This is a genomic window from Nostoc sp. DSM 114159, assembly GCF_053470285.1.
The window spans coordinates 951,491-973,718 of sequence record NZ_JBPFEH010000001.1; the positions used below are offsets into that span (position 1 = coordinate 951,491).

Consider the following 22,228-nt stretch of genomic DNA (forward strand, 5'->3'; position numbering starts at 1 on the left):
TGATTTCAGAAAAATGGATGGGGGGAAGACTATTTATTCAACAGTAAATAGTCTAGGGCTTATGCAAGAATTCTTTTTTTGTCTCACGCCTTCGCCTTTAGGCGTTCCCGCAGGGTAGACGCAACAAAATAACAGATATAGTCCATCAGTAACAGTCATCACTCAGCCAATAATTGCCTCACTTCTTCATCCGATAACTCGTCAATTTCAGTCAAAAGTTGCTCTAGTATGTTAGTTTCTGCTTGTTCAATCTGTTGAGCAGTCAACAACTCAGCTAACTCAGCAATGGTAGGACTTTCAAATAAGTAACGCAGAGGTAACTCAATAGAGAAGGCTTCGCGCAGCCGAGAAATAAGTTGAGTGGCTAATAAGGAATGTCCTCCCATTTCAAAAAAGTCATCGTGAATGCCAACTTTTTCTAGTTCTAAAACCTCAGCCCAAATGTCAGCCAAAATCTCTTCTGTGGGAGTGCGAGGTGCAACAAAGTTATTTTCAAGGCAGATTTGAGATGGATCTGGGGCTGGTAGGCCCTGGCGGTTGATTTTGCCGTTCGGTGTCAGTGGTAGAACATCCAGTTGCACGAAAGCATAAGGAATCATGTAATCGGGCAACTTTTCTTTGAGCAGCTGGCGCAGTTCATTAGAGGTGAGTGCTGATTGCTGGAAAACAACATAGGCTACAAGACGCTTGTTTCCTGGTCGATCTTCTCGAACTAAGATCGCAGCTTGGAAAATTGCAGGGTGCTGAGTCAATATAGATTCAATTTCTCCTAGTTCAATGCGGAAACCACGAATCTTGACTTGACGATCGAGACGTCCTAAAAACTCAATGTTGCCATCACTCAGGTAGCGGGCGCGATCGCCACTTTTATAAAGACGGGTGTCTAAAGTACAATGATGGATGAATTTCTGGTCGGTCAATTCTGGTTGATTGAGATAGCCACGAGCCAGCCCCGCACCACTAATGTACAGTTCACCAGGAACGCCAATCGGAACGGGTTGTAAGTTCTGGTCTAAGATGTAAATTTTTGTATTGGCAAACGGACGCCCAATCGGAACCAATCCATCAGCAGAGAAATTAATTGCAGCACTTTCAAAATATGAACTGTCGATGGTGGCTTCGCTCACTCCATAAGAATTAATCAAGCGAGTCTTAGCACCTAAAAACTTTTGAAATTGCTGATACTCCTGTACATACCAACTATCTGAACCTGCGATCGATAATTTCATGAAGCTCAGGTTTTGCTCTGTTTTCTCTAGGTACTGAATTAAGTTCCTAAGCACAGGTGGCACAAACTCGGCACAATCAACTTGCTGTTGTTGCAACAAGTTATATAGCTTTTCCGGTTCTAAAAGCCACTCTCGCGGACAGATGACTAGTTTTGCCCCAGAGCAAAGCGCACGCACCATGTCCCCAGAAAAAACATCAAAGGAGAAACTGGCCATTTGTAAATGACTGGTACACGAGGAGCGCAGATGATAAGCATCTTCCCAAGCCATATAGGCATTAACCAAGTTGCGATGAGTTATCATCACTCCCTTAGGGTTTCCAGTAGAACCAGAGGTGTAGATGATATATGCCAGGTTCTCTGCTGCTACTTCACTTACCGGATTTTGCTGACTTTGTTGAGAGATTGTTTGCCAGTCTGTATCTAAGCAGATGACATTAGCTCTGTGTTCGGGTAATTCTTTTACCAATTTCTTTTGAGTCAATAACACCGATACTTGTGCGTCATTTAACATATAGGCTAGGCGTTCTTGGGGATAGTCTGGGTCTAAGGGTACGTAAGCCCCGCCTGCCTTAAGGATTCCTAGTAATCCCACAATCATCTCTAGGGAGCGCTCAACACAAATGCCTACAGGAACTTCTGGTTTGACACCTAGAGTTTGTAGATAATGGGCTAACTGGTTAGCTCGATCGTTTAACTCTCGGTAGGTAAGTTGTTGATTGTCAAATACTATTGCTACGCCTTCTGGTGTTTGCTTTGCCTGTTCTGCAATAATTTGATGGATGCACTGGTTATTGGGATAATCTACTTGAGTATGATTCCACTCGACTAACAACTGATGTTGCTCGGATGCGCTCAACAACGGCAATTCTGAAATTCGCTGCTGTGGATGAGCAACAATTACCTCGAGCAAGGTTTGAAAATGTCCTAACAAGCGTTTAATTGTGGCAGCGTCGAATAAGTCGGTGCTGTAATCGCAGTCTAAGACAATCTCACCATTAATTTCGGTGGCGTTTAAATTCAGGTCGAAATCAACAGAACTAATGGGTTGCCAAAACCAATCTGTCTCGATTCCCAACATATTGACAGCCACAGGTCGTTCTAGGTTAAATGTGACTGTTACTAAAGGTGAACGGCTGAAGTCCCAACCTGCTCTGAGTTGATTAAGCAGTTTGGCAAAGGGATAATCATGGTGTTCGTAGGCTTCCAATAACAAACCCTTCAAATTATCCAGAAACTCAGAAAATTTTGCTTCTCCAACAACGCAACTTCTAATGGGCAATATGTGGGCACAATAGCCAACTAAGCGATCGCTACCCTCCAGAGAACGTCCAGCAGAAGGAATACCGATTACAAGGTCATCTTGGCTTGTGATGCGGTGCAGTAAAATTGTATATACTGCCAGCAGCGTCATAAATAGAGTACAACCCTGCTGTTTATTTAATTTTTTCAGATCGCGACACAGGTCAGCGTCCAGTCGTATAGTTTGCCTACTACCTTGATAAGTTTTAATTGCCGGACGAGAGCGATCGCTCGGCAAGTTTAAAACAGGAATTGACTGACCAAACTTTTCCAACCAGTAAGACTCATGGACTGCCATTGCTTCAGTCTGGCTTTGCTGCTCCTGCCACTCAATATATTCTCTAAATTGCATTGGTGGCTGGAGTTGACAAACGACCCCCTGAGATGCTGCTGAATAGAACTCGCCCATTTCTTGCAAAATCACACTCATTGACCAGCCATCAACGACAATATGATGAGCCGTTAAAACTAGTAAATGCAGTTGTTCTTCTAGTTTGAGGATATGAATACGGAACAGTGGCCCTTGGCTCAAGTTTAAAGGTACTTGGCTATCTTTTTTTAACCACTCAGCTACTCTAGACTCGCGTTCATAACTATCTACATCTGAAAAATCAATCAAAGGAACGTCTATCTTCAAGAACGGCAGAATGTGCTGAAACTCACCTTGATTATCAATAACTGTCCGTATGGCTTCATGGCGGTCTACAACTTTTTGTACTGCTCGATCCATTGCCGCTAGACTAAACATCCCCCGCAATTGCAGACTCAAGGAAACGTTATATGCTAGAGAACCATCATCCCCAATCTGCGTCAAAATCCAGAGTTGCTTTTGAGCTTCTGTGAGAGGAACTATTTGTGTGTCTTTTGCTGCTTCACATGAATGCTGCCTTCTGCCTTCTGCTGACGCTCGCGGACTCGCTAACGCTGCGCTATCCTGCCTCCTAAGTAAAAATCCTCCTTTTCGTAACTCCTCAACGCTATCTTGAATTGCTTGAATCACATAATCAATATCTGCATCTGTGTGGGCTGTGGAAAGGAAACATGTGCGTCCTTCCCAAATGTAGACTCCTTTTTCAATCAGGTGATAAAACAACAAATCCAGTTCTAAAGGCTGGTACAAATAGCTGGAATTACCTGATAATACAAAACGGAAGAATGAGCTAAAGTGTACTACCTTGATTGGCACATCCTCTTGTGCAAAATATGCATTGAGTGTTGTGGTTAACTGTGATGTGTGCTGATTTAACTTTTGTTGTAGTGTCGCTCCTTCCGTTATCAGATGGTTGAGTACAGCTTGGGCGGCTGCCATCGTTAGAGGATGTTTGGAAAATGTACCCGCAAAAAACGTTGTTGCGGTTTGGGGATATGACTCATCTCCATAGTTCCACATGCCACCGTCAATACTATTCATGTATGCAGCCTTGCCAGCAACAACGCCAATCGGCATTCCACCACCGATGAGTTTGCCATAGGTGACTATATCTGCATTAATGCCAAACCATGCTTGTGCGCCACCAGGATGAATGCGGAAGCCAGTAATAACTTCATCGAAAATTAATGCTGTACCTGTTGCTTGCGTCAACTGTCTAAGTTCATGAAGAAAGGTTTTTGGTTGTAAATCTGGTCTGCGACTGGGTACAGGCTCGACTAAAACAGCAGCTAATTCATCAGCACAAGCTTTGATGATTTCGAGAGATTCCGGCTCACCATAGGGGAGAATCAGAACATCATCAACTACATTTTGCGTTACTCCTAAAGCCATCGGAACAGACTGGCGCTTACCATCGATAGTTCTGGCTATAGCTAAAGTGCCGTCAGAGTGGCCATGATAGGCATCTTGGAACATTACAATCTTGTCTCGACCTGTGACGGCACGAGCCAAACGTAGAGCTGTCATCACGGCTTCTGTACCTGAGTTACAGAAGGTGACTCGCTCCATACCCGTCAGTTTACAGATTAATGCTGCTACTTCACCTGCAAGTTTTGATTGAGGGCCGATTTGGATACCTTGCTGAAACTGCTTTTCTAAGGCTTCTGTGATGAAGGGAGTACAGTGACCAAATAAATGTACACCAAACCCCATAGAGATATCTATATACTCATTGCCATCGATATCCCAAATTCTAGAACCTAAAGAGCGATCGCCAACAATCGGATAGAGCATTTCTTTTGTTTCCAAACGGAACCCGGTTGACGATCTCCTGTCGGCAATCACTGGACGATAAGTTTGTGCTCTTTGCTTTGATTGTTGAGTACGGTTTGTATATCGTAAGATAAGTGCTTCTAGATGCTGCTGTTGCTGTACACTCAGTTCCCTAACTTTAGGCGCTTCTACTTTAAACAATGCCTGAGATTTTTGTCTAGCAGTATCAGGATGAACCAGCGGTGCGTTTGTGGGATGAGCTAACGCAGATAGTTTGTTGCTTGATGACAATCCATTGCTACGCAAGACATCTAATTGCTGAGACATCACCTGAAGTTGCTGCATCATAATTTTTTCTAGTGCAGTTTCAGGTATATTTTGCTCCTGCCTTCCATTTTGTGTATCCTGCACCTCCGGCTCAGGTGAGGAATCTGTCACAGCCCATTCTGATGAAAGATTCTTGTCTAGGTAAAGTGCTAATGCCTCAATGGTTGTTAACTCTTCAAATAACTGGCGAATGGTAATTTTAATTGCGTAAGTGTTTTCAATGCTTCTTATAGCATCAATGAGAACAATTGAATCAGCTCCCATATCTAAAAAATGAGTATGAATCTTGACTTCAGACGGGGCTACCCGCAACAAATCTCCAACTATGCAACGTAATTTAGAGACGATAGCATCCTGACGTTTTTGAGATGGTTGGACTCCATTCACACTAATTTTCTTCTCTGCGATCGATAAGTCTTCTGCTTTTGGTAAGGAATGGTTAGTAAGTGAGGGTTGATTTTGTGAGTAGTCTTTATTAAATCCAATCGAGTTAAAATTCGCAGATGGGTCCAGATGTAACAAGTCTTTGAGATTGTGCTGTTTGATGGTCGAGTCTTCTACAATCCAATAACGTTGTCGTTGGAAGGGATATGTGGGGAGTGAGAGCAAATGTCGTGAGTAGTCTCGATCGAATCCAGTCCAGTTAACATCTGTTCCCTGCACATAGATAGTAGATAAACTTGCTAACAACACCTGCCAATCATCTTGTCCTTTTACTAAAGAAGGTAGCCAAGTTGCAGTTCCTTGCTGCTGACGTTTGCCCAAAGTTGAGAGAATAGGTTTTGGACCGATTTCTAAGAATAGTTTGTAACCTTGTTCAAATAAAATATTTATTCCTACCATAAATCTCACTGCCTCACAAGTATGGCGTCGCCAATAACTAGCATCTGGGATATAACCTGGCGGTAGCATCTGACCTGTGAGGTTGGAAATAATGGGAATACAAGGAGCTTGAAATTGGATGCGACTAGCTATATGTTGAAATTGATCTAGTATTGGCTGCATCAAGGGCGAGTGAAAGGCATGGGAGACTTTTAACCGTCTAGTTTCAATTCCTTCTGTTTCTAAGACTGCAATGATTTTCTCCACTGACTGACGCACACCGGAAATTACAATATTTTTCGGCGCATTAATAGCAGCGATGGACACTTCTTGAGAATATGATTGAATAATCGCTGCAATTCTTCCCTCATCGGCAAATACAGCTATCATTTCCCCATCTTGGGGTAGTGTTTGTATGAGGCGCGCCCGCTCGGCAATCAACTTTAAACCATCTTCTAAACTAAAGACCCCAGCAACACAAGCTGCAACATATTCACCCAAACTATGACCTAAAACTACGTCTGGAACTATGCCCCAAGACTTCCATAACTGGAAGAGGGCATATTCTAAAGCGAATAAAGCAGGTTGAGTATAAGCTGTCCGATCTAGCAAAGAACTCTCTTGTGATGTAGGGTAGAGGACGGAGAGTAAGGGCTTTTCTAGATATGGGCGTAGAATTCGATCGCAATGGTCGAGAGTTTGCCGGAAAGTGGGTTGAGTGTCGTAGAGTTGCCGTCCCATCTCAATATACTGGGAGCCTTGACCTGTGAATAGAAAGGCTATCTTCGGACGTTGTTTACTATCGAGTTGATTACTTACTAGTTGGCTAGTCTGCTTACCAGTAGCAAAAGCATCTAATGTTTCTTGTAACTGTATTGTAGATTTAGCAGCGATCGCTAGTCGATAATCGAAATGCGATCGCCCGGTATTAGCTGTAAAACAAATATCTGCAAGAGATGCTGCCGAATTACGTTCTAAGAATGTTTGATAACGCTGTACCAATTCTTGCAAAGCTGGCTTACTCTTAGCCGATAAAGTCAGAAGTTGCACAGGACGCTCGATTGCATCTGTCTTTGGAATTTCTAAGGGTGCTTCTTCCAAAATTACATGAGCGTTAGTACCTCCGAAACCAAATGAAGATATACTCGCTAACCGTTGTTGATGCTGTTGAGGCCATTTTTGGCGTTGAGTCGGAATTGATAATGGTGTGTTTGCTAGAGAAATATAAGGATTTAACTGCTTGAGATGCAAGTGCGGAGGAATTTCTCCATGTTGCAGAGATAGCACCACTTTAATTAAACCAGCAATACCAGCCGCCGCTTCTAAATGACCAATATTGGTCTTAACTGAACCAATGTAACAAAGCTGCTCTGGTGCTCGACCCTCCATCAACACTTCTTTTAAAGAATTTACCTCAATGGGGTCGCCTAAAGATGTGCCTGTGCCGTGAGTTTCTACATAGTTAATTTGTGCTGGTTGCACCTTGGCGTTTTGGAGAGCCTGGCGGATGACTTGCTGTTGAGAAATGCCATTCGGTGCTGTTAATCCATTGCTGCGACCATCTTGGTTAACCGCCGAGCCTCTAATCAAGGCAAGTATGTTATCTCCATCTTTTATGGCATCAGAGAAGCGTTTGAGCACAACTATTCCACAACCCTCTCCCCGTACATACCCATCGGCGCTAGAATCGAAGGCTTTGCAGCGTCCATCTGCTGCCATCATTCGCGTTTGAGAGAAAGTAATAGTTAATTGGGGAGTCAGAATTAAATTTACTCCACCAGCTAAAGCTAATTGACACTCTCCTTGGCGTAAACTTTGGCAAGCCTGGTGAATCGCTACCAACGATGAGGAACAGGCCGTGTCTACTACCCAGCTAGGACCTTGTAAGTCCAGCAAGTAGGATAAACGGTTAGCAGCAATACTTAAAGCGTTGCCAGTACCGTAGTAAGCATCAGTACCAGCAGCATGATTAACCAGTAAGCGGGAGTAATCATAATTGCTAATACCAATAAATACTCCAGTTTGACTTTCTGCTAAGTGTGCTATCTGTCCGGCATTCTCCAGAGCTTCCCAACTCACCTCTAGTAAAAGTCTTTGTTGAGGGTCCATAATCTCAGCTTCCCGTGGAGAAATTCCAAAAAACTGAGGGTCGAACCGATCCACTTGTTCCAAAAAGCCACCCCAACGGGTGTTCGTTTTACCAGGATGTGCTGGTGTTGGATCGTAAAAAGTACTATTATCCCAACGTGATGAAGGCACTTCTTGAATAGCATCAACCCCATCGCGCAAAAGCTGCCAGAAAGCCTCTGGATCTTTAGCACCTGGGAAACGGCAGCCAAGACCAATAATGGCGATCGCCTCCGTAGAGACCCGATTAATCGCATCTGTACACAGGAGTGGGGAAGAGGTTAACAGATTATGATTGTCTAACTTGGAAGTAGCTTCTACTCCTAAATGCTGGGCTATGTCTGTAATAGTGGGGTAATCGTAAAATATACTAGGAGCAAGTTGGCGTCCCAAAAATTGCTCTAACTCACCAGAAAGCCTGATTGCTGTCAAAGAACCTAAACCATAGTTAGCTAATGGTTGGTGAATGTCTATCTGCTCTGGAACTACTTGTAGTTGCTGAGAAACCTTTGAGATTAACCAAGCTGCAATCTCTTTTTGACTATGAGATTTATCTGAAGTAGCTGGTTGATGAGAATTTTTACTTTTGATAAACTTTGCTGACTGTGTTGTTGTTTGCACTTGTTGCAACAATGATTTGACTTCTGTCTCTAAATGCCGGAATGTGGTTTTGTTTTGAGGATTAGCACACCAATCTGCAACTACATCTAAGCTGCCAGATAAAAAGCCTTTCCTACAAGCGCTACGCTGAAGTTTACCACTGGAAGTTTTGGGCAGGCTAGCAGTCTTAAGCAGCAGTACCGCATAAACTTCTATATCGTGTTGTTGTGCTACTGCTTGACAAATTGCCTCAATTACCTCACTAGCGTTGAGCTTTCGCAGATGACTTCGTTCTACTTCTTGGACAATTACTAGCTTTTCTTGTCCCTCAATATCTACTGCAAATGCTGCTCCACAATTGGCTCTTAACGCTGGGTGAGACTGTTCTACAGTTTGCTCAATATCCTGGGGATAATGATTGCGACCTAAGATGATGATTAGATCCTTTAATCGACCTGTGATAAATAGTTCACCATCTAGTAAAAATCCTAAATCTCCTGTACGCAGAAAAGGCCCTTCGCCGGTGTCTGCCAAATAAGCCTGAAATGTTTGCTGTGTTTGTTCTGGTTGCTGCCAGTAACCCTGACTGACACTCGAACCTGACACCCAAATCTCCCCGACTTGATTGGCAGCGCACCGCGTTAGTGATTCTGGATGAGCGATCGCTATTTTTGTATCTAACCACGGATGTCCACAACTGACTAGATGTCTAGCATTGTGGTTGTCAAAAGAGGTCTTCACTACCCGATTTTGTTCGAGTGCATCTGCTTGAACTGCACAGTAAATTGGCTCGTCTTTGACTTTACCACCCGAAATCATCAGAGTAGATTCAGCCATACCATAACAAGGATAGAAGAAGTTAGGACGGAAACTGCAAGGCTGGAATGTGTCTGCAAACTGTTCTAACGTTTCTTTGCGAACTGGTTCTGCACCACTGTAAGCGCTACACCATCTGCTTAAGTCAAGATTTTGTCGTTGTTCTGGAGTAGTATGTTTTACGCATAATTCGTAGCCAAAATTCGGGCCACCAGAATGGTTTGCTTTGTAGTGTGAAATCGCCCTTAGCCATCTAATAGGTTGTTGTACAAAAGCTGTTGGTGGCATTAAGACACCTAAAAAACCGGTATACAAGGGTTGAAGAATTCCGTCAATCAGCCCCATATCATGAAAACTAGGCAGCCAAGTAACAGAAACACTATCTTGTGTTAGTTCAAAAGCTTGCTTAATGTATTCTGAATTATGTAACAAATTTCCATGACTTACCATCACTCCTTTTGGCATTCCTGTAGAACCAGAAGTATATTGAAGGAAAGCAATTGTCTCACTATTAATTACTGGTCTGTGCCAAGTTTCAATTTGATTACTAACAATATTATCTGTGGCTATACAGTTGAATCCTGCCAATGCTTGATTGCGATCGGCAAAGTGATTTTTTATGTTGATTAATAGTTCTTTAGTTGTGAGAATTACCTTGGCTTGAGCATCATTTAAAATTACTTGTAACTTAGATATTTTTTGATTGCGCTTTGGCGGATAAACAGGAACAGCTACTACTTGTGCATACAAACACCCAAAAAAAGCAGTAATGAATTCTAGCCCAGGTGGGTAGACCAGTAAGGCACGAGAGCCGGCAGGAATTTGGCTTTGCAACTCGATAGCAATCGCTTGTGCCTTCTGCTCCAACTGTTTATAGGTTAAGTTGTCTGACTCTGTTTCTCCATCTTGCAGAAAAGTAAAAGCCTTTTGATCCGGCTGGTGTAACGCTCTGTCATGCAGAATATCTATAAAAGTAGCAACACTAGTAGCTTGATAAGAACTATTAAATATTGAACTTTGAGCGTTAGGCATTTAGGTATCTCCAACAATTTGATCGGTTTTTTTGGAAAAGCTTTTATTCAAGTAAATTAATGAGAAAATTATCGCCTTTATTGATAATGAGATAGTCTTATTAACATGATGCGCCACCCTGGCTTCGATTTCGTTTAGATTTTTTTTGACAAACAGCCTCTAAATTACCTAATTAGTTCGGAATTTTGGATTTGGATTATTTAATAATATTTGATTAATCTACTTATAACAGGTTTAATTTAGAACGAAGTTTTACAATATCTAACTGAAGTTGATTGTTCGCACTTTTTAGTACTTCTAATTGCGCTTTATAGATGTCACGCTCAGTTATCAATTTCTGTATTTCGTCTTTTTGAGGTGTAACAGAAAGTGGCATAGAAGTGTTAGCCATTTTTTCTCTTTGACTAACCTCAACTTTAGGTAAGGTTAATGTTTCTACTTTATTTATATCACTCTGTTGCCTAGTTGAACATACGTTTTGTTGCTGTTTTTTGCCTATTTTAGAAGTTTTGTATTTGTTGATGAGTTTTTTAGCAACATCTGGATCTACTACTTCCCCTGCCTTGACAATATCTATTGCTTCATCTCTAGCTGCTTGGGAAGTACTAGGGGCTGACAGTTTACATAGAGCAGTAGGAGTAATATTGTTAATCAAATTTCCGATTATCGGAAATTTGGATTCAAATGCTTTAGCAACGTTAATAAACTCATAAGCTGAAGTTTTACCCATTCCAAACTCTTGCCGTAACCAAGGTATAAATTGACCATGCTCTATCAGATTTTGAGCTTCTAGCAAATTTAGACCAATACAATAAATGTCTGTAGCACTTCGTTTTAGCCTACGTCGTGTGTCTTCTGCTAAAGTAGTTAACCGTTGTTGTTTTTCCTCATTAGTCTTAAAGTCAGACTTACTCTTTGATACTAAAGGCTGGTCAACAATTTGCTCTGGTTGCGTAGCTATTACTTTGACTTCTATAGGTAAAGCTACTAGCTCGTCGTTACTAATCTCCATACAGTACATTCCTGCCAGGAAGTGCATTTTTCGCAAACAATATTCTTATTAAATGCTGTTTAAACTTGTCATCTGATGCTTAAACGAGCCTGATAAGTTATTCAGATCGAGTTAATAATTTTACGCAACTTCTTGCTAGAACTTAATAAAAGTACATAATACAATACAGTTCAGTTAGCGCCAAAAACCTTAAGTTGTGTAGGTTGGGTTGAGGAACGAAACCCAACATTTTCATAGCTTTGTTGGGTTGCGCTTTGCTTCACCCAACCTACAATTTTTCTTAACTGAACTGTATTGGTACATAATTAAGTAACTTTCATCTGTATTGTCCTAGTAAGGTAAATATTTATATAAATACTAGACCTCTTGCAATACCTTTGCCAATTTACGAGGGTTCAGCACTTGCAGAAACGTTATGAATAGGCCACGCCTGAAGTAATGATGCGATTTTTTGACTCGGTGATGTGAACTTTTTGAACCTAGTCACTTCCACCCCAAGTCCAGGCACAAAGAAGAATTTAACTTACTAAGGAAGTCAGCGTGAACACCAAAGAAAGAATCTGGTGTTGCGCCGAGGCAAATCTTCCCAGTCCCCAGTTCAATGCATGAGTACAAAGTTTTGTAACAATTGTAGCTGGTTTGTGTAAAAGTTGCGATCGATCCATGAGATATATATGAATTCGCAACTTGGTGCGTTTTGATTCGAGGTCTTTTATGACTAATGACTGGAGAAAACAACTAGATGCACAACTTAAAGAATTAGCGATCGCAGCCCAACAATACACACACCTAACCAAGGAAAAACGGATAGCTCTAACACGCCTGATTAATGTTATTTGGGAGTCAGATAAGCTTGTTCATCCTTACAAAGGTCAATTTCAACTAGTTTATGAAGATATCTATGATGAAGCAGTACAAAATTTATTTTTCTATCTTTGTCAAGACAACAATATTAATAAGTACGATCCAGAACGCGGCGAAGTGATGACTTGGGTAAACATGCTATTAACTAAACGCTTTTTCCCAGAGGCTATCCCCAAAGTTATTGGGAAAGAAAATGAAATAAATCTAGAAAGCTCTCACTGGGAAAATATACCCTCATCTCAACCTATATCTTTATTTGAAGAAGTAAGAGAATTTATAGAATCAGATCCAGAATTAATTTTTTGCAAGGAACATATCAAAGGTCATCCAGAGGCAAATTTTCAAGCTATAGCTCAAAGAAGATGTTCTGGCATTTCCTGGAAAGAGATTTCGGCAGAATGGGGTATTGGAATCACTTCTCTCCATAGTTTTTACCAACGTTGTTTGATAAAATTTGCTACTAAGTTCCATGAATATTTATATATTTAATGTTTAATATCATCTAATCAACTAGGTAAAAATATGAGCAAAATCATCAACACTTTAACATTTTCCGCACCGATACCTGTGGATGGAAGACATCGAGCAGAAGAGTTATGCAGACAACAAGCCACGCAAGCAAAAAGCGAACAAGTTTTTCTCAATACTTTATCTGTGTCTTTTGTAAATTATTATTTACGTTGCATGGGATTTGAGACAGACTTGAATCAATGTGATAGTTGGAATATCATACAACAGACACTGATGGATGTCGCTGATTTGTCGCTAAAAAACTTGGGCTTATTAGAATGTCGTCCAGTATTGTCAGATGCAGAATTTGTTTATGTGCCACCAGAAGTACAGTCAAATCGAATTGGCTATGTAGCTGTGCAGATCGGCAACTCATTTAGAGAGGCAAAGCTACTAGGATTTATCAAACAGGTAGAAACTGATTTATTACCTATTAACAAATTGCAACCTTTAGACAATCTATTGGAGTATTTAGAAGAACTTTCTCAAATCAAGCTTGCGGAAGTAGCCAATAAATCGCTGAAATTAAATCAGAATTTAGTTCAATTAAAGCAATGGTTGGAGAATATTTTTGAAGGTGGTTGGCAAGAAATCGAAACCCTTTTTGATAATCAAAGAGCTAATCCAGGTTGGAGTCTAAGAGGTGCTAATGATTCTTTTGTTAGTAGGGGTAAGCTGATTGATTTAGGAAAAACAGCAACCATTCAATCTGTAATTCTAGTCGTTGGCTTCATTCAAGAGAACGAGCAGGAAATAGACATTATCGTAGAAGTGCATCCTAAATGGGGAGAAATTTATCTGCCAGCAAATCTCCAACTGATGGTGCTTGACTTTGAAGGAGTAGAGGGAGAATCTATTATGGAAGCGCAAACTAGAAGCACTAACAAAAATATTCAATTGCAGTTTAGTGGCGAGGTGGGAGAACGTTTTAGTATTAAATTGGTCTTAGGGAATATTAGCGTTATAGAAAGTTTTCTCATCTGAAGCGAAAAACAATAGGGGTGCTGCAAATGGGAAAGTTAGTTGTTCTGAAGCTAGATGGCGATTTGGAGTTAGGGGTGCGGGTGACGCTGGAGATTGGAGAAGATGGTAAGCGTCCCAGTATAGAAACCTCTGGTCACTTACCTCCGAATATAAAAATAGCTAAAGCAATTGACGAGTGGCGGTCAACTTATTGTAATTTAGGAAATGGCCGCATCAAAGCCAAAAAAATTATTTACGATGGTTCTATTAGCCAACGGCGTGATGACTGTCAAAACAAAGCTTGTGAGTTGCGATCGCACTTAAATCACTGGCTAGAGTCAGAGTCTTTTTGGCGGATTCGGGAAAAATGCCTGAAACACTTAATGCCCGATGAGGAAGTGCGAGTGCTGATTCGCACTGCCTCTATGCAGCTAGAGAAACTTCCTTGGCATCTATGGGATTTACTCGATCGGGACTACACCAAAGCCGAAGTAGCTTTGAGCGTTCCAGAGTTAGAACAAGGAACTAGATTGCAGACATCCACCTACAGACACAAAATTAACATATTGGCGATTTTGGGCGATAAAACTGGTATTGATGTGGACAAAGACTGCGAATTACTAAAAAAATTGCCCAATGCTACCACAACTTTTTTGACACAGCCCCAACGCGATCGAATTAACGATCGACTGTGGAACCAACCTTGGAACATTTTATTTTTCGCTGGTCATAGTAAAAGCGAAGGTGAGACTGGTCGTATTTATATTAATGACGAAGATAGTTTAACAATTGCAGACCTGAAATATGCCCTGAGAAATGCCGTCACCAATGGGTTACAGTTGGCGATTTTCAATTCCTGTGATGGATTGGGATTAGCGCGAGAACTACAAGATTTACATATTCCCCAAATGATTGTCATGCGGGAACCCGTGCCGGATCTTGTGGCGCAAGCATTTTTAAGGCATTTTCTGGAAGCTTTTTCTTCCGGCGCATCTTTATATATTGCAGTTCGCACTGCCAGAGAAAAACTGCAAGGATTAGAGGACAAATTTCCTGGGGCAACTTGGTTACCGATAATTTGTGAAAATCCTGCTGCGATCCCGATGACTTGGCCAAAGCCCCGAATTAAATCTAATATTGGCCTACTCACAAGGGGATTACTAGTAAGTGTGATGCTCACCATCAGCGTGCTAGGAGTTCGGCAAATGGGAGGATTGCAAACATGGGAGTTACAAGCTTACGATCGATTAATGCGATCGCGTCCCCAAGAAAAGCAAGATCCGCGCCTGTTGATTGTCACTGTTACCGAAGAAGATTTTCAATTACCAGAACAAAAGGAAAGAGGAGGGTCGCTATCGGATCTAGCACTAACCCGACTTTTGGAAAAACTTGCACAGTTCCAACCCAAAGCCATTGGTTTGGATATTTATCACGATCGGTCATCACAAGGCAACCAAGCGGCTTTGGCGACTAGGTTGAAAATAGATGACAGACTTTTTGCAATTTGTAAAGTTCAAGAACTCACAAAAGAACGTCCCGGAATTTCGCCTCCTTTAGGGGTTCCGCTAGAACGCCAAGGATTTAGTGATATTATCCCAGACTCAGACCGCGTTCTACGTCGTCATTTATTGGCAATGCAACCAGCAGATGTAACCTCCCCTTGTACTGCACGCTATGCCCTTAATGCTCAATTGGCATTCCACTACTTGGAGGCAGAAGGTATCTCTGCCAAATACAATAATTCTGGAGATTTGCAGTTAGGCAAGATTGTTTTTAAGCGATTGCAGCCTCATAAGGGTGGCTATCAACAAGCAGATACAGGCGGCTACCAAATATTGCTCAATTATCGGTCTGTCCAAGGTTCTCCTGGAGAAATTGCTCCTAAAGTCACACTCACAGATGTTTTTAGCGGTAAAGTCAACCCTGAACAAGTCAAAGACCGAATTGTTCTGATTGGGACTACTGCTCAAAGCTTTCGTGATTATAGTCCTACCCCTTACATGACTGGGCAGGGTTTTTCTGAAGAAATACCAGGGGTGGTTCTGCAAGCACAAATGGTGAGTCAGTTAGTGAGTGCGGTGATGGATAAGCGACCTTTGATATCAGTTTTGCCCGTTTGGGGGGAAGTTTTGTGGGTTTGGAGTTGGTCAGTGGTTGGAGGTGCGTTTGCCGTAGTTGGAGCAGTAGCGATCGCAGCAAGCGATCGCTCAAGACTATATTTAGTACTAGCAGGAGGAGGTGTACTTGGAGTCTTATACGTTTTTTGCTTAATTCTCTTTTACCAAGGGATTTGGGTTCCTCTAGTTCCATCAGCTTTGGTTTTAGTGGCTACTGGCGGCACAGTGGCAATTTACCTATTTTTACAACAAAGCAGTGACAACTGATTTTTACTATTTGAGGCAGAAATAAAAATGAAGTTATCTATGCAAAAGATTCAAATTTTCCTCGCCGTTAGTTTAACGTTTCTTAGCTCTATAAGTGTGCAAGCACAGCCTACAAATCCCAACGAACAATTAAACCAATCATTGATTTTCACAGCACCACCTCCACCGCCAGACATCGGAGAACCAGGTAAGCGAACAGAAGCAGGTAGTCGTGGCTGTGGTCAGGATATAAATAAACTCTTGACATCTTCTCAAAAACGGCTCACAGCGTTAGTGCCTGTTTATTCAAACTCAGAATTAGTGTTTGGCACCACGATCGCAGACCATCCTAGTTTTGTATTCTATGTTCCTTATCCATCGGAGTTTGCATCTGGAGAATTTGTCCTAGAAGATGAAGCAGAACATCAGACTACTTACAAAACTTCTTTCACGGGGACACCAGGAATAGTAAACCTTCGCTTGCCATCAAAAGCAGCACCTTTAGAGATTGGCAAGCAATACCGATGGTATTTTAACATCTACTGTCAGAAGGATAACCAAATTATTGCTAATGTTGAAGGCTATGTAAAACGGGAGCAACTAAAACCTGCTTTGAAAACTCAATTAGAAAAAGCAACACCAAGCCAGCAAGTAAATCTTTATGCGGCTAATGGTATTTGGTATGAAGCGCTGAGTGCTGCTAGTGAATTGCATCGCACCAATTCGCAAGATACTTCTTGGAGGGCGCTGTTGAAAGCTGTGGGTTTGAATGATTTTGCAACTGAACCAAAAGTAGAGTGCTGCAATCTTGAGAATTAGGGCGTTGCATAAATGTGGGATGATATAGAGTTTCCTTTGCATGGCAGTTGTCCCACAACTATGCAACGCCAGAATTAGCAGTGATATCAAGTTCGGGTGATTACTTATAATAAAATCTATCAATCGTAGGTTGGGTTGAACGGCAGTGAAACCCAACATGAACATGGAGCCGTAGGTTGGGTTTCGTTCCTCAACCCAACCTACAGATATTATAAGTGTTTAACCGAACCTGATATGAAGAGCGATCGCTTTTGGAGAGAAGTCAGCGATGCTCTAGACTTACTCAATGGTTAATTTGATTAACTTGCAGCCGCAACTGAGTTTTTACGGTTAGAACGCTTGCGTTCTGATTTTTTCTTTAATCCAACTGCTTGAGCTTGATCGCTGTCTGACCCATATTGCCCGCGCACAACTTCTTTCATAGCTAATACAGCATTATGAAATTCCCATTCTGCTAATCGCGCAGCATCAGCCGCAGCACGGTATAAAGTTAGTTTTTCGATTTCGGCTTGTTGAAAACTCAACATAGTTTGATAACTTTGCTGTAAGTTTGCAGCAGAGGCATCAGCACGGGTTGTATTGTATGTGCTGATGGTTTGAAAACCGTGCAATGAAGTAATATCTTGACTAATTGATTGAGGAGGCAAACGGCGTGTTGTATTTTGGGTAGGCATATATGTATACCGTAATAAAGTATACATTTAATATGCCCATTACACCTCTAAAGCTAACAGGAGGCTATGTACCACATCTTTTTTATCTCATGTAAAGCCACTCTAAGGGCATAGAGGAATCAACAGTGTGGTCTAAAAACATGAAATGCTGTAAATTATCTAAGCCTATGCAATAGCATTATTAGGCGATGCAATGGCATTGTAAATCGATGCAATAACCTTGTAAGCCGATGCAATGGCATTGTAAGTTGATACAATGGCATTGTTAGTGGATGCGATCGAGTTGTAAGTTGATGCGATCGCATTGTAAATTGATGCAATAGCATTGTCACCCAATACAATCACATTGTCAGTCGATACAATCGAATTGTCAGCCGAAACAATCGCATTGTAAGTCGATGAAAAAAAACCAGATTGCAATCTGACTTTCTTAAATTACGAATTACGAACTTGTACTGAGCGTAGCCGAAGTATTACGAATTGCTTTACAAGATGCAGGCTTTAACCAAGGACTATGAGGCGTAGTGCTGGGAAGATTTGCTGTCAGTACGACTTCCCCTTTTTCGTTTAGCGCCAAACCAGTAGCTTCTACGATCGGTTCTGGTGCGGGGGTAGTTATTTTGCTGGGAACAAAGGAGCGATTGGAGCGATCGCTTTTTGGATTGAGACTCACCAAATCTACATGCACTGCATCAGTGTTAAGAGCTTCACCTGGATTAGGAGGCAAGCCGCCGCGTCCAGTGATTGTAAAACTGCTCTTAGCTAAATTTCCACCAGCTTGACAAGTCTGTGCTACTTGAGTATCAACTGGTACGGTTGGCAGGTTGACTAAACCACTGCTAGGGTTAACATCGGGCGTGTCTAATGTCACCTGTCCAGTTGCAACAATGTCACTTTCAGGGGATAACTGTTGGCGAAATTGAATGCCAAAAATTCCTTGTGCATTGACTTGAATATTACTACCAGGAGTTCGCCCAAACCCAGTTGCAACAATATCACTATTCTCTGAAGGGACAGCAACTAAAAATTTAGTGCCAATGTTTATATTGCCATCAAGCCCAGCACTGCCAGCAACACCACTAGTGGCAGAGATTAAACTATTATGACGCAACAGCATTAGGTTCACCGTTTTTAGTTCAATATCTCCACCTCTACCTGATACCGATGCAGCCGTGATTTTTCCTTGATTGTCTAAACGGATGTCAAAAGCATCAGAGCTTATCCGACCAGCATTTCCTGTTCCTTGATTACTTACAGTTAATTGTGCCCCACCCGAAACTCGCAATGTATTAGTTATAATTCTCAAATCACCCGCATTCCCTGTTGAGTTTGACTGTGCTGAAGCAGACAAGGTACTGGCAACTTCATTATCAGCATCAGCGCTTCTACCAATAATTTGCACATCTTGGGCATTAACGGTTAAATTTCCCCCCTTGCCTGCACCGCTTGTACCAGCACTCACAACTGCCCCACCCGAAACTTGCAAGGTATTAGTTGTAATGCTCAAATCACCCGCATTCCCTGTTGAATTTGACCCTGCTGAAGCAAACAAGCCACTGGCAACCTGATTATCAGCGCTTCTACCAATAATTTGCACATCTTGGGCATTAACGGTTAAATTTCCCCCCTTGCCTGCACCGCTTGTACCAGCACTCACCTGTGCCCCACCCGAAACTCGCAAGGTATTAGTTGTAATCGTCAAATCACCCGCATCCCCTGTTGAATTTGGCCGTGCTGAAGCAAACAAGCCACTGGCAACCTGATTATCAGCGCTTGTACCAACAAGTTGCACATCTTGGGCATTAACAGTTAAATTTCCCCCCTTGCCTGCACCGCTTGTACCAGCACTCACAACTGCCCCACCCGAAACTCGCAAGGTATTAGTTGTAATGCTCAAATCACCCGCATTCCCTGTTGAGTTTCGCTCTGCTGAAGTAGACAAGGTACTGCCCTTATTATTATCAGCATCAGCGCTTCTACCAATAATTTGCACATCTTGGGCATTAACGGTTAAATTTCCCCCCTTGCCTGCACCAAATGTACCAGCACTCACAACTGCCCCACCCGAAACTCGCAAGTTATTAGTTGTAATCGTCAAATCACCCGCATCCCCTGTTGAATTTGACTGTGCTGAAGTAGACAAGGCACTGCCCTTATTATCAGCGCTTCTACCAATAACTTGCACATCTTGGGCATTAACGATTAAATTTCCCCCTTTGCCTGCACCGCTTGTATCAGCACTCACAACTGCCCCACCCGAAACTCGCAAGGTATTAGCATTAATATTGACATCGCCACCTTGCCCGTTTGCTTCTGGTCGCACCTGATTGGCAATTCGACTCTCATTATCAAGACTAATTGCTCCAGTTGCATTAACCTCAATATTTCCCGCCTTGCTATTATTAGAACCTAGCCCACTTTCTATCCCTGCCAACAGTCTACTCTCTCCTGTCATCTCTAAATTCCGGGCATTAACCGCGATACTTCCACCATCACCAGCAGCCACATATACAAGAGCGTTATTGCTAAGGGAAACATTACTTCTTTCTACACTATCGGGAAAACTCAAACTCAGATTATTACCATTGCCATTCAATTCAACTGTTCCTGCACTTGCTAACCCACCTAACTCAACTCGCCCACCATCAGCAAACAATCTTCCACCATCCATTTTGATATCACCGCCTACCAACAGCAAACTATTGCCATTTAATACGCTCAAATCAACTGAGTTATTTTCGATAGATGCGGTTTTGATTTGATTAAATAGTAATGCCGTTGGATTGACTGTCAGCAAGGATGAAGAACTTTCGGGATTTGTAGCACTAAAAAAACCTTGATTACTAAATGCGATCGCCGACGCTGTAGTCGCTACAAAAGAACCGCGAATATCCAGCCTCGCACCCTTGCCAAAAATAATCCCATTGGGATTTATCAAAAACAAATTAGCCGAACCCTGAGCGCGAATTAACCCATCAATCTGAGAAACTGATCCACCCGTTACCCGACTGATAATATTCTGAATATTCGCAGCATTATTAAACAAAGCAGCGCCGTTAACAGGAACAGAAAACTCCCGAAAGCTGTGGAACAAGTTGTCACCTGCTTGGGTTCCTCCTAAAATAATGCTGTTGTTCCCTTCTAATTTGACACTAGAGTTATTAGGCAAAGTGCCATCGGGGATAATTTGGGCAAAAGCGCTATTTGGACTCCAAACGCTTGAACCACATATTGCAATTCCTAAAAAGTAGCCCCAAATAATACTTATCTTGGACATTTTACCTCTCTAAGCAAACAGCAGTTGCTAAACTTTTGGTTATGTCACACCACTAATGTCGGTTTACAGGGGTTACAGTCACCTCTGGATAATTCTCAGTTGCGATCGCCTTAGTTTTACGCAAAACTAGCTCATTTCTTTACACAAATTTATACAACATCATTCATCAGTCGATGCAATGGTGTTGTCACCCAATACAATCGAATTGTTAGTCGATGCAATGCCATTGTCAGTCGATGCGATCGCATTGTTAGCCGAAACAATCGCATTGTCACCCAATACAATCACATTGTCAGTCGATACAATCGAATTGTCAGCCGAAACAATCGCATTGTAAGTCGATGAAAAAACAATATGGTTCAGTTAAGGCTTAACTTTTTGTCAAACTCAATTTTTTTTAACGAACCGCAAAGTACGCAAAGTACGCAAAGGAAGAGAAGAAAAAGAAGGGAGAAATGCTTAACTGAACTGTATTGGATGAAAAAAAATCAGATTGCAATCTGACTTTCTTAAATTACGAATTACGAACTTGTACTGAGCGTAGCCGAAGTATTACGAATTGCTTTACAAGATGCAGGCTTCAACCAAGGACTATGAGGCGTAGTGCTGGGAAGATTTGCTGTCAGCACGACTTCCCCTTTTTCGTTTAGCGCCAAACCAGTAGCTTCTACGATCGGTTCTGGTGCGGGGGTAGTTATTTTGCTGGGAACAAAGGAGCGATCGCGGTTATCGCCTTTTGGATTGAGACTCACCAAATCTACTTTCACTGCATCAGTGTTAAGAGCTTCACCTGGATTAGGAGGCAAGCCGCCGCGTCCAGTGATTGTAAAACTGCTTTGAGCTAAATTTTCACTAGCTTGACAGGTCTGTGCTATTTGGGTATCAACTGGTATCGTTGGCAAGTTGATGTTGCCACTGTTAGGGTCAATATCCGGCGTGTTCAGTTCTACATTACCACTTAACTCAGAATTTGCTCCTTTTGCAGTGATGTCACTTGTTGTATCAGATCCTACGTCTCGGAACTGTATACCAAAGATACCTTGGGCATTGATTCGCACATTTCCGCCACGGAAGTTAGTAGAATCGGCTCTGATATCACTATTTTCAAAAGCAATCAGAAAATCGGTGTCAATGTTGATGTTGCCGCCCATGACGTTTTCGCCCTTGGCATTGGTTCTGATATTGCTATTGCGACTCATTATTAAATCTCGTGAGTTAATGTTAATTGTCGCCTGCTCTCTATTGGAGTCAATAGCGCTTTGTGTGTTACCGCTAAGTAAGGCATTGTTATCTAAACGGATAGAGCGAGAATTTAATGTCATGATACCTGCGGTTCCTGTTCCCAAACT

Annotated in this window: 12 protein-coding genes; 6 read left to right on the forward strand and 6 right to left on the reverse strand. The window is 42.0% G+C overall.

The genetic code is table 11. From position 1 onward, the window contains the following. Positions 1–158 precede the first annotated feature (158 nt). The gene (locus tag ACR5KR_RS03710; protein WP_448265491.1) at positions 159–10,397 is read right to left on the reverse strand and encodes an amino acid adenylation domain-containing protein; all 10,239 of its coding nucleotides are present in this window, start codon (positions 10,395–10,397) and stop codon (positions 159–161) included. 223 nt (positions 10,398–10,620) lie between these two features. After that, positions 10,621–11,409, reverse strand: coding sequence for a DUF3102 domain-containing protein (locus ACR5KR_RS03715; RefSeq protein WP_445627713.1), 789 nt, complete (start codon positions 11,407–11,409; stop codon positions 10,621–10,623). Between the two features lie 714 nt (positions 11,410–12,123). On the opposite strand from ACR5KR_RS03715, the gene ACR5KR_RS03720 reads away from it, so the two are divergent. From ACR5KR_RS03720 to ACR5KR_RS03740, 5 genes are all read left to right on the forward strand, one after another. Continuing rightward, positions 12,124–12,762 (forward strand): sigma-70 family RNA polymerase sigma factor, encoded by a 639-nt coding sequence (locus ACR5KR_RS03720; RefSeq protein WP_448265492.1) that lies wholly within the window; start codon positions 12,124–12,126, stop codon positions 12,760–12,762. Positions 12,763–12,795: 33 nt separating this feature from the next. Beyond that, positions 12,796–13,767, forward strand: a complete 972-nt coding sequence (locus ACR5KR_RS03725; protein WP_448265494.1) for a DUF1822 family protein — start codon at positions 12,796–12,798, stop codon at positions 13,765–13,767. A 26-nt stretch (positions 13,768–13,793) separates the two neighbouring features. Next, positions 13,794–16,130: a CHASE2 domain-containing protein gene (locus ACR5KR_RS03730; protein WP_448265495.1), complete on the forward strand. Its 2,337-nt coding sequence runs from the start codon at positions 13,794–13,796 to the stop codon at positions 16,128–16,130. 27 nt (positions 16,131–16,157) lie between these two features. Beyond that, positions 16,158–16,928 (forward strand): DUF928 domain-containing protein, encoded by a 771-nt coding sequence (locus tag ACR5KR_RS03735; protein ID WP_448265496.1) that lies wholly within the window; start codon positions 16,158–16,160, stop codon positions 16,926–16,928. Between the two features lie 135 nt (positions 16,929–17,063). Beyond that, on the forward strand, positions 17,064–17,222 hold the full coding sequence (locus ACR5KR_RS03740) for a hypothetical protein (protein WP_448265497.1): 159 nt from the start codon (positions 17,064–17,066) through the stop codon (positions 17,220–17,222). Positions 17,223–17,227: 5 nt separating this feature from the next. On the opposite strand, the gene ACR5KR_RS03745 is transcribed toward ACR5KR_RS03740, so the two are convergent. From ACR5KR_RS03745 to ACR5KR_RS03755, 3 genes are all read right to left on the reverse strand, one after another. Then, entirely contained in the window at positions 17,228–17,602 is a 375-nt protein-coding gene (locus ACR5KR_RS03745; protein ID WP_448265498.1) for a hypothetical protein, read from the reverse strand. 165 nt (positions 17,603–17,767) lie between these two features. Further along, positions 17,768–18,022, reverse strand: coding sequence for a hypothetical protein (locus ACR5KR_RS03750; RefSeq protein ID WP_448265499.1), 255 nt, complete (start codon positions 18,020–18,022; stop codon positions 17,768–17,770). 22 nt (positions 18,023–18,044) lie between these two features. Beyond that, positions 18,045–20,879: a two-partner secretion domain-containing protein gene (locus tag ACR5KR_RS03755; protein ID WP_448265500.1), complete on the reverse strand. Its 2,835-nt coding sequence runs from the start codon at positions 20,877–20,879 to the stop codon at positions 18,045–18,047. A gap of 178 nt (positions 20,880–21,057) precedes the next feature. Between ACR5KR_RS03755 and ACR5KR_RS03760 the strand changes: the two genes are divergently transcribed. Then, positions 21,058–21,216, forward strand: coding sequence for a hypothetical protein (locus ACR5KR_RS03760; protein ID WP_448265501.1), 159 nt, complete (start codon positions 21,058–21,060; stop codon positions 21,214–21,216). 184 nt (positions 21,217–21,400) lie between these two features. Here ACR5KR_RS03760 and ACR5KR_RS03765 read toward each other — a convergent pair whose 3' ends face one another. Then, positions 21,401–22,201, reverse strand: coding sequence for a hypothetical protein (locus ACR5KR_RS03765; protein ID WP_448265502.1), 801 nt, complete (start codon positions 22,199–22,201; stop codon positions 21,401–21,403). Positions 22,202–22,228 lie beyond the last annotated feature (27 nt).

What these genes read in the sequence shown, in the direction of transcription:
- ACR5KR_RS03725 (WP_448265494.1), top strand. Translation starts at nt 12,796, where the DNA reads ATGAGCAAAATCATCAACACTTTAACATTTTCCGCACCGATACCTGTG.
- ACR5KR_RS03735 (WP_448265496.1), top strand. Translation starts at nt 16,158, where the DNA reads ATGAAGTTATCTATGCAAAAGATTCAAATTTTCCTCGCCGTTAGTTTA.
- ACR5KR_RS03745 (WP_448265498.1), bottom strand. Translation starts at nt 17,602, where the DNA reads ATGCCTACCCAAAATACAACACGCCGTTTGCCTCCTCAATCAATTAGT.
- ACR5KR_RS03710 (WP_448265491.1), bottom strand. Translation starts at nt 10,397, where the DNA reads ATGCCTAACGCTCAAAGTTCAATATTTAATAGTTCTTATCAAGCTACT.
- ACR5KR_RS03720 (WP_448265492.1), top strand. Translation starts at nt 12,124, where the DNA reads ATGACTAATGACTGGAGAAAACAACTAGATGCACAACTTAAAGAATTA.
- ACR5KR_RS03715 (WP_445627713.1), bottom strand. Translation starts at nt 11,409, where the DNA reads ATGGAGATTAGTAACGACGAGCTAGTAGCTTTACCTATAGAAGTCAAA.
- ACR5KR_RS03755 (WP_448265500.1), bottom strand. Translation starts at nt 20,879, where the DNA reads ATGTCCAAGATAAGTATTATTTGGGGCTACTTTTTAGGAATTGCAATA.
- ACR5KR_RS03760 (WP_448265501.1), top strand. Translation starts at nt 21,058, where the DNA reads ATGGTGTTGTCACCCAATACAATCGAATTGTTAGTCGATGCAATGCCA.
- ACR5KR_RS03765 (WP_448265502.1), bottom strand. Translation starts at nt 22,201, where the DNA reads ATGACATTAAATTCTCGCTCTATCCGTTTAGATAACAATGCCTTACTT.
- ACR5KR_RS03730 (WP_448265495.1), top strand. Translation starts at nt 13,794, where the DNA reads ATGGGAAAGTTAGTTGTTCTGAAGCTAGATGGCGATTTGGAGTTAGGG.